We start from the raw sequence: 6,250 nt of genomic DNA, 5'->3' as shown, positions 1-6,250 counted from the left end.
GTTATTGCTAGGTGTCTCTCCTCGTGAGTCACACCGCCAATCACTCGCCGACTAGGGTAAGCGGGCGAGTGCTTTGGGGGCGAGTCAGGGCGATATTCGGGTTGTCGCCCTGACTCGGGGTTTGAAAAGGGGCCGACAATTCGGGTGTCGGCCCCTTTCTCCTCGTTAAGGCCCATCGCCCCCCGCCCGCGCCCTTTCGTCACGAATCGCCGCCACTCGTCACGAATCCCCGCCACTCGCTACGAATCACCGCCACTCGCCACGAATCACCGCCACCCGCTACGAACCGGCGTCATCCGTCGTTCGTCACGAATGGCCGCCGCTCGTCAGGAGTCGGCGTCATTCGTCACGAATGGGCGCGATTCGTGACGAGTGGCGAGCGGGCTCAGGAGATGGGGCGCGGGATCTCGAGCCAGAGGTCGACCTCGTCGTCGTCCGACTCGGCGCCGAGCGCGTTCGCCGCCCCGTCGTCCGACATGCGCAGGCCCACGACCGTCACGGCGGTCTTCGACGAGCGCGGAACGGTGCGGACGATCAGCTTGTCGGTGGTCGTACCCCGGATCGCGTCCGCGAGGCGCCGCAGCACCGTGTCCAGGCCGCGCTGGTCCAGGTCGTCGATGCCGCCCTCGTCGAGCAGCGACACCACGACTCCACGACGGCGCGCGTCCATGACCTCGTGCCGCACGTCGTCGTTGAGCAGCCGGCGACCGCGGATCTCGTCGCGGATGGCGCCCTCCAGGTAGCGGCACTCCCGGCGCTCCGCCTCGGTCAGGTCGCCGCCGCGGCGGACGATCTCGGCGAGCATCGGGGCGGCCACCCGGTAGGTCTGCCGCAGCCGCAGCTGGCGCTCCATGACGTGCGCCTCCTGCGCCGCCTGCCACTCGGTCGCCTCGCGCTCTGCGCGCGCGAACTGCAGGGCGTCCCTGCCGGCCTTCGCGAGCGAGTTGGAGATGACGACGGCGACACCGACCCACACCACCGAGCCGATCACTCCGAGACCGGCGAGCGCGCCGAAACCGGCCCACACCACCGTCTGCACGGCGAGGAAGGCGACGCCGGCCCACGCCACGAACTGCTGCCGGCGGACCGCGGCGATCGTCATCAACGTGCCGACCGCGGCGACGTACCAGGTGGCGTAGCCGTTGTCCTTCGCGGCGTCCAGCTGGCTCGTGACCAGGATCGGGATGACAACGCAGACCGCGAGGTCGAAGGCGGCGAGCCAGAGCGGCATCCTGGTCGGACTCGTCGGCCACAGGCTGATCACGGTCGCGACCGCGTAGAGCGCCATCGCGACGATCACCGGCAGCGGGCTGTCCGGCGTCGAGAGCGAGGACAGCGCGAGGAAGAGGTGGTACGCGGAGAAGAGGGCTCCGAGCCCGAGGAACAGCAGCCGGTTGAGGGTGATCATCCCGCGCGCTCCTGCTCCCGCTCCGACACCGGGGCGCGCTCCCCCGCCGGCCAGGCGATGGTCACCGTCGTTCCCTCGCCGGGAGCCGAGCGGACCGTCGCGCGGCCGCCCACCTTGGCGAGCCGCTCCTGGATGCTGACCCGCAGTCCGAGGCGCTCGGCCGGGACGTCGTCCGCGTTGAAGCCGCGGCCGTCGTCCTCCACCACGATCCGGACGGTGGAGCCGTCGGTGCCGCCGCGGATCGTCAGCGTCCGGTGCACGTCGGCGCCTCCGGCGTGCTGCGTGCTGTTCACCATCGCCTGCACGGCCGCCGAGTAGACGGCCTCTGCGACGTTGACCGGCAGGCTCTGCAGCTCCGCGTCCCTGGAGTCCACCTCGAACGGAGAGGAGAACGCGTTCGCCGCGGTGAGCAGGCGCTCGGACAGCCGCTCCAGGCCCACCTGGGACTGGTCCTCCGGCCCGGACGCCTCCGCGGCGTGCAGGTGGCCGATCGCGGCCGCGGCCATCCGGGCCGCGAGCTCCTTCGCCTCCGGCGTCCGCGCGCTCGCGGCGGAGAGCAGTGTCGTCAGCACGCTGTCGTGCACGATCGCGTCGACCTGGACGCGCTCCACCTCGGTCGCGTGCTGGCGGACGGCGTTGCCGTACTTCGCCAGCGCCTGGCTCTGGGCGACATCCACCGCCGTTGACGCCTGCCGCATCATCGCGATGATCGCGAGGATGACGCCGCCCAGGATGATCGCGTAGACCGCGTCCAGCCCGGCGAGCTCAGCGCCGACGCCGCCGCCGGCCGGGAGCGCCCGGACGATGCCGTAGGCGACCGGCGTGATGAAGGTGTAGGCGATCGCCAGCCACAGCGGGTACGCCACGGCCGCGAACGCGGTGAAGACGGAGCAGAGGAACCAGACCCACGGCTTGTCGGAGGTGAACGCGGAGGGGTCGGCGACCAGCAGCGGCCAGGTGACGATCGCGATCAGGTAGACGACGGCCAGGATGCCCATCGCGGTCTTCACGTAGCGCTGGAAGATCGCGAGGACCACGGTGACGGCCAGACCGCCGAACACCGCGATGAGCATGACCAGCCCCCACGGGGCGACCAGGGCGTGCAGCTGGCCGATGGCCGTCGGGAAGGTCTGCAGCCCGAAGACGAGGCCGAACGCCGAGACCGTGCGGTCGGCGATGCGCTCGATGCGCGCCCGGCTGAGCGGGTTGCGCGGCTTCGTCCCCTCGGCGGGGGCGCCCGGCACCGTCCTGGGCGCGCTAGGAGCGCTCATTGCCCGTTTCTGGATCGAGCCCGGGCAGGATCCCGTCCTCCACCGCGCGGCGCAGCAGGTCCACCTTGGTCGGGGCGGGCCTGCCGACCTCGACGTACTTCACGCGGATCCTGTCGAGGTACTCGCGCGCCGTGGAGTTGGCGATGCCGAGCTGGGCGGCGACCGCCTTCAGCGGCAGGCCGGAGGCGTAGAGGTGCAGGACGTCGCGCTCGCGGCGGCCGAGCTGGGCCTTGGCGAAGTCGCTGTCGGCGTCGATCGCGGTCGCCCACTCCAGGTTGTTGAGCACGTCGCCGCGCGCGACCGTCTCGATCGCGTTCATGACGGTCGTCGTCGGCGAGGACTTCGGGATGACACCGGCGGCACCCGCGGCGAGCGCCTCGCGGACGCTCGCGACCCGGTCCGCGATGCTGTGCACCAGCACCGCTGCCCCGGTGGCCTGCGCCCGCTTGACGTTGTCCGTCACCTTCGAGCCGTCGCCGAGGGAGAGGTCGAGCACGACAACGTCGCACTCCTGCGACCCGAGCTGGGCGACGAAGTCGTCCACCGTCGCAGCCGCGACGACCACCTCGTACCCGGCGTCCTGACAGGCCGCCTTGAGCCCGAGACGCACGGATTCATGATCGTCGACGATTGACACCCGCACCATGCTGACCATCGTAGTGGGGCACGCGCGCTCCGCGTCGGTCACGGCGTCAGCGTGGCGACGGCTTCCACGTGGTGCGTGTTCGGAAAGAGATCAAACGCGCGCAGCGAGCGCAGCGGGTAGCCGTGCTCGCGGAAGAAGGCGAGGTCCCTGGCCAGCGCGACGGGATCGCACGCGACGTAGACGATCTGCGCCGGACGCATCGCCGCCACCGCCTCGACGACGGCGCGGCCGGCACCGGAGCGCGGCGGGTCGAGCACGACGGTCGCCGCGCGCAGCCTGGCCCGCTCCGCGGCGGTCGCCTCCACGGCGAGGCCGGTCACGAAGTGCTCGACGCGCGCGGTGACGGCGGAGGCGCCGATCCACTCGGCCAGGTTCTCCGCGGCGTCGTCCGTTGCGCGCTCGTCCGACTCGACCGAGGTGATCCGCAGCGTTGAGCCGAACCGGTCGCCGAGCGCCGCCGCGAGCAGGCCGACGCCGCCGTACAGGTCGAGGTTGGCGGCGCGCGGGTCGAAGAGCGCCTCGTCGACCGCCTCCTGGACCGCCGCCGTCAGCGTCGCCGCCGCGCCGCGGTGCACCTGCCAGAAGCCGCGCGCGTCGAGCCGGAACTCACGGTCGCCGACGCGCTCCCGGATCGGGACCGGACGGTACCGCGGCCGGAGGACGCGCCTGCCCTTCCGCACCGGAGCGTCGTTGACGAGCACGTGCGCGGTGCCGAGGCCGGTCGCGACGACATCCACCGACTCTGCGCCGGGGAAGGTCTGACCGAACGGGGTGGACTCGTTCACGAGGCCGGTGCCCAGCGGCAGGTCGCGCACGGGCACGACGGTGTGGGAGCGGGCCGCGAACGGGCCGATGCCGCCGTCGGCCCCGACCTGCAGGCGCACGCGGGTGCGCCAGCCCGTTCCGTCGTCGGTCTCGCCGTCGACCGGCTCGACGACGACGGGGCCGAGGGCGTCCAGCTCCTCGGCGCCGAGCTTCGCGGTGCGCTGCAGCGCGTCCACGATCACGCGGCGCTTCAGCTCGCGCTGGTGGTCGAGCCGGATGTGGCCGAACTCGGCGCCCCCGGCGCGGTGTCCCGGTTCCCTGTCGATGGAGGCGGCGGCCCAGACGTGCTCCTGGCGCTCGGGCGCCGGCTCGAGCACCTCGACGGTCTCGCCGCGCCAGAACCGGTCGTGCGTGCGGTCGGCGATGCGCGCCCGCACCCGTTCGCCGGGGAGCGTGTCCGGGACGAAGACGACCCTGCCCTCGTGGCGGGCGACGAAGACGCCGCCGTGCGCGACGTTGGTAATGTCGAGGTCGACCTCATCCTTCTGGGGCATCCATCGAGCATCCCACAGGTGACCATGCGCCTCTACCTCGCCTCCACCTCCCCCGCACGCCTCGCGCTGCTGCGCTCTGCGGGCATCGAACCGGTCGTCGTGCCGTCGCACGTCGACGAGCCGGCCGCCGTCGCCGCGGCGGAGGCGGAGCACGGTCCGCTGTCGCCGGAGCAGATGGTCCAGCTGCTCGCGCGGCTCAAGGCCGAGGCGGTGCGAGGGACGCTCGACGGCGAGCCGATCGACGGCCTCATCCTGGGCGGCGACTCCGCGTTCGCGATCGACGGCCGCATCCACGGCAAGCCGCACCTGCCGGAGGTCGCGCGCGAGCGCTGGCACGCCCAGCGCGGCCGGACCGGAATGCTGCACTCCGGCCACTGGCTGATCGACCACCGCGACGGCCGCGAGAACGCCGCGGTCGGCGCGACGGCGGTCGCCGCGGTCACGTTCGCCGACGTCACCGACGCCGAGATCGACGCCTACGTCGCCAGCGGGGAGCCGCTGGAGGTGGCGGGTGCGTTCACCGTCGACAGCCTGGGCGGTCCGTTCATCACCCGGGTGGACGGCGATCCCAGCACGGTCGTCGGCCTGTCGCTGTCCACGCTGCGCGACCTCGTCCGCGAGCTCGGCGCGGAGTGGGTGGAGCTCTGGAACCGGCCGGGGAGCGCAGCGCCGACGTTGTAGAGCGCGCGAAAGCCGGCGCATGCATTTTTGTGGGTATCGTCCAAAAGCTGACCCCATCGGAGCAATAGGCTAGGGAACTGTGCCACGTATCAGCAAGGTTCTCATCGCCAACAGAGGCGAGATCGCCGTCCGCGTCATCCGTGCAGCGAAGGACAGCGGCATCGCATCCGTCGCCGTCTACGCCGACCAGGACCGCGACGCCGTCCACGTGAGGCTCGCCGACGAGGCGTACGCCCTGGAGGGCTCCACCTCCGCTGAGACGTACCTCGTCATCGACAAGCTGCTGTCCATCGCCCGGCGATCCGGCGCGGACGCGGTGCACCCCGGCTACGGCTTCCTCGCCGAGAACGCGGACTTCGCGCGCGCCGTCATCGGCGCGGGGCTCACCTGGATCGGCCCGTCGCCCGAGGCCATCGAGCGCCTCGGCGACAAGGTCTCGGCACGGCACGTCGCGGAGAAGGTGGGCGCGCCGCTCGCCCCTGGCACGCTGAACCCGGTCGCCGACGCGTCCGAGGTGCTCGAGTTCGTCGACCAGTACGGGCTTCCGGTCGCCATCAAGGCGGCCTTCGGCGGCGGCGGCCGCGGCCTCAAGGTCGCGCGCACCCGCGACGAGGTCGCCGAGCTGTTCGACTCCGCCACCCGCGAGGCGATCGCGGCGTTCGGCCGCGGCGAGTGCTTCGTTGAGAAGTACCTCGACCAGCCGCGCCACGTCGAGACCCAGTGCCTCGCCGACGCGTACGGCAACGTCGTCGTCGTGTCCACGCGCGACTGCTCGCTGCAGCGCCGCCACCAGAAGCTGGTCGAGGAGGCGCCGGCGCCGTTCCTCACCCCCGAGCAGACCGAGAAGCTGTACAGCGCGTCCAAGGCCATCCTCAAGGAGGTCGGCTACCAGGGCGCTGGCACCTGCGAGTTCCTGATCGGCAAG

Annotated in this window: 6 protein-coding genes; 2 read left to right on the top strand and 4 right to left on the bottom strand. The window is 71.9% G+C overall.

What is annotated here, in order from left to right; all coding sequences use genetic code 11:
• Window positions 1–385 precede the first annotated feature (385 nt).
• From ACTHMF_RS05990 to ACTHMF_RS05975, 4 genes are read right to left on the bottom strand one after another with little or no spacing between them, the layout of a single operon-like run.
• Complete coding sequence (locus ACTHMF_RS05990) at window positions 386–1,408, bottom strand: hypothetical protein (protein WP_314146528.1); 1,023 nt, start codon at window positions 1,406–1,408, stop codon at window positions 386–388.
• Window positions 1,405–2,679 carry an ATP-binding protein gene (locus tag ACTHMF_RS05985; RefSeq protein ID WP_440316691.1) on the bottom strand — a complete coding sequence of 425 codons (1,275 nt, stop codon included), beginning with the start codon at window positions 2,677–2,679 and terminating at the stop codon, window positions 1,405–1,407. Before ACTHMF_RS05985 ends, ACTHMF_RS05990 begins: the two co-directional genes overlap by 4 nt.
• Window positions 2,666–3,325: a response regulator transcription factor gene (locus ACTHMF_RS05980; protein WP_314146526.1), complete on the bottom strand. Its 660-nt coding sequence runs from the start codon at window positions 3,323–3,325 to the stop codon at window positions 2,666–2,668. The genes ACTHMF_RS05985 and ACTHMF_RS05980 overlap by 14 nt, the downstream gene beginning before the upstream one ends.
• 38 nt (window positions 3,326–3,363) lie before the next feature.
• On the bottom strand, window positions 3,364–4,644 hold the full coding sequence (locus tag ACTHMF_RS05975) for a class I SAM-dependent RNA methyltransferase (protein WP_440316690.1): 1,281 nt from the start codon (window positions 4,642–4,644) through the stop codon (window positions 3,364–3,366).
• A 24-nt stretch (window positions 4,645–4,668) separates the two neighbouring features.
• Here ACTHMF_RS05975 and ACTHMF_RS05970 point away from each other — a divergent pair, with 24 nt between their 5' ends.
• Entirely contained in the window at window positions 4,669–5,325 is a 657-nt protein-coding gene (locus tag ACTHMF_RS05970) for a Maf family protein (protein ID WP_440316692.1), read from the top strand.
• Between the two features lie 79 nt (window positions 5,326–5,404).
• On the top strand, window positions 5,405–6,250 hold an 846-nt coding region (locus tag ACTHMF_RS05965), incomplete at its 3' end, for an ATP-binding protein (RefSeq protein WP_440316689.1).

It is taken from the genome of Leifsonia sp. (assembly GCF_051955155.1).
GTDB lineage: Bacteria > Actinomycetota > Actinomycetes > Actinomycetales > Microbacteriaceae > Leifsonia.
This window is presented reverse-complemented; position numbering and strand designations above follow the sequence as displayed.

What these genes read in the sequence shown, in the direction of transcription:
- ACTHMF_RS05980 (WP_314146526.1), bottom strand. Translation starts at nt 3,325, where the DNA reads ATGGTGCGGGTGTCAATCGTCGACGATCATGAATCCGTGCGTCTCGGG.
- ACTHMF_RS05970 (WP_440316692.1), top strand. Translation starts at nt 4,669, where the DNA reads ATGCGCCTCTACCTCGCCTCCACCTCCCCCGCACGCCTCGCGCTGCTG.
- ACTHMF_RS05990 (WP_314146528.1), bottom strand. Translation starts at nt 1,408, where the DNA reads ATGATCACCCTCAACCGGCTGCTGTTCCTCGGGCTCGGAGCCCTCTTC.
- ACTHMF_RS05975 (WP_440316690.1), bottom strand. Translation starts at nt 4,644, where the DNA reads ATGCCCCAGAAGGATGAGGTCGACCTCGACATTACCAACGTCGCGCAC.
- ACTHMF_RS05985 (WP_440316691.1), bottom strand. Translation starts at nt 2,679, where the DNA reads ATGAGCGCTCCTAGCGCGCCCAGGACGGTGCCGGGCGCCCCCGCCGAG.